Source organism: Veillonella sp. CAG:933 (assembly GCF_000431435.1).
GTDB lineage: Bacteria > Bacillota > Negativicutes > Veillonellales > Veillonellaceae > Veillonella_A.
On record NZ_HF986230.1, the window covers coordinates 1 to 1,940 of the forward strand.

At 42.8% G+C, this 1,940-nt stretch carries 1 tRNA gene and 1 pseudogene; one reads left to right on the forward strand and one right to left on the reverse strand.

From position 1 onward, the window contains the following. Positions 1-112: 112 nt before the first annotated feature. A tRNA-Leu gene (locus QZL64_RS11510) sits at positions 113-196 on the reverse strand. Between the two features lie 207 nt (positions 197-403). Between QZL64_RS11510 and QZL64_RS11515 the strand changes: the two are divergent. Further along, positions 404-1,880: pseudogene (locus tag QZL64_RS11515) on the forward strand (DASS family sodium-coupled anion symporter). Positions 1,881-1,940: the final 60 nt, after the last annotated feature.

Sequence of the window (1,940 nt, forward strand, 5' to 3'; positions counted from 1 at the left end):
TGTCCTTCCTCAAAGTGCATAGACTCTTTAGCACCCCAAAATTTGACAAAGAGCCAGTAAGATGCCATAAACAGGCAACAAAAAAAGACGCTCAACTGAGCGTCTTTTAGCTTGGTGCCGGAGGTGGGACTTGAACCCACACGGTGTTACCCGCTTGATTTTGAGTCAAGTGCGTCTGCCATTCCGCCACTCCGGCGCGTTCGGAACAATGACTATTATACGCAAACTTTACAAACCTGTCAACACATTTTTTACAAAAAAAATTCAAAGTCGCAAAATATATATGGTAACTTATATCTATTTCTCATAATGTGTAATTTTAATCAATAATTCACTTTACTATTTCCTATATTTCTATATAATATAAAGTACTTTTGTATCATCAGAAAGGAGATAAAAAAATATGATATCAAAGTTGAGTTTTAATGCCTTATGGAAGTACTTAGCCCCAATTATTGTGGGACTCATTGTATTTGCGATTGGCGCGCCGGAAGGCCTATCCGCAGGTGCATGGATTTTGTAAGTATTTTTGCAGCCTTAGTTGTGGGTCTTATTCTCGAACCGATGCCACCTGCTTTTATCGGTATGATTGCGATTACCTTAGCCGTTCTATTCCGTGTAGGTATGCCGGTTGTAGAAAAAGCCCGTAAAATTGTGCCTACCACAGCCGGTCAGGCAATCAATTGGGGCCTCAGCGGTTTCTCCAATGCCATCGTATGGTTAATCTTTGCCGCCTTCATGATTGGTATCGGCTATCAAAACAGTGGTCTCGGTCGCCGAATCGCCTTATTCTTAGTTCAAAAATTAGGTAAATCCTCCTTGGGTCTCGGGTATGCCATTGCTATTACCGACCTTATCTTAGCACCATTTATCCCAAGTAATGCAGCCCGTAGCGGTGGTACTATCTACCCTATCGTTTCCAGTATTTGCCCGATGTTTGACAGCTATCCGGATAAAAACCCGCGCCGTATCGGCTCCTATTTATGTTGGATCAGCTTGGCAACGACTTGTGTGTCCAGTACCTTATTCCTCACCGGCCAGGCGCCAAACCCATTGGCGGTTGAACTCGCTGCCAAATCCGGCGTTGCTACCGTTAACTGGACAAGCTGGTTCTTAGCAGTTGCACCGGTAGGCATTATCTTGTTCTTAATTACCCCAATTTTGACATACTACCTTTGCCCGCCGGAAGTTAAAGGTTCGCCTGAAATCGCCGAATGGGCCAAAGAAGAATTCCATAAATTAGGCGCCATGAGTGCTTCTGAAATCGCCATGGCGGTTATTTCCCTCATTGCCTTAACGCTTTGGATTGGTTCCTCTACTTTTGGTGTAAACCCAACCACAACGGCTTTACTAGTTATTATTCTTATGGTTCTCTTTAAAATCATCACCTGGAATGACTTCTTAGCTAACAAGCCGGCTTGGAACGTATTGACTTGGTTTGCTACCTTAGTACCAATGGCTGCGGGTCTTAAAAACGTAGGTTTCCTTGACTGGTTGGCAAAATCCGCCATAGTTACCTCGTAGGTCTCGATGTAACTATGGCGACATTAGGTATGCTTTTTGCCTTCTGTGTACTTCGTTACTTCTTCGCTTCCGGTACAGCATACGTAACTGCTATGGTTGGCTTATTTGCTACCTTGGCACTTCAAATTCCGGGTGCTGATGCCAGTCAGATTATGATTATTTTACTCTTACCAATGGGTATTATGGGTATCTTAACACCATACGGTACCGGTCATAGCCCGGTATGGTTCGCCAGCGGTTATGTAAAAGGCCCTGAATTCTGGAAATTGGGTGCCATCTTCGGTATCATCTACCTCGTTGTATTTATCGTAGTAGGTATTCCTTGGATTGAATTTATTTTGCCGAAATTAATCTAATTCAGATTATTTAAAATAACTGTCTAAAAATTAGAGTTATAGGACAAAAAGTGTGTGTAA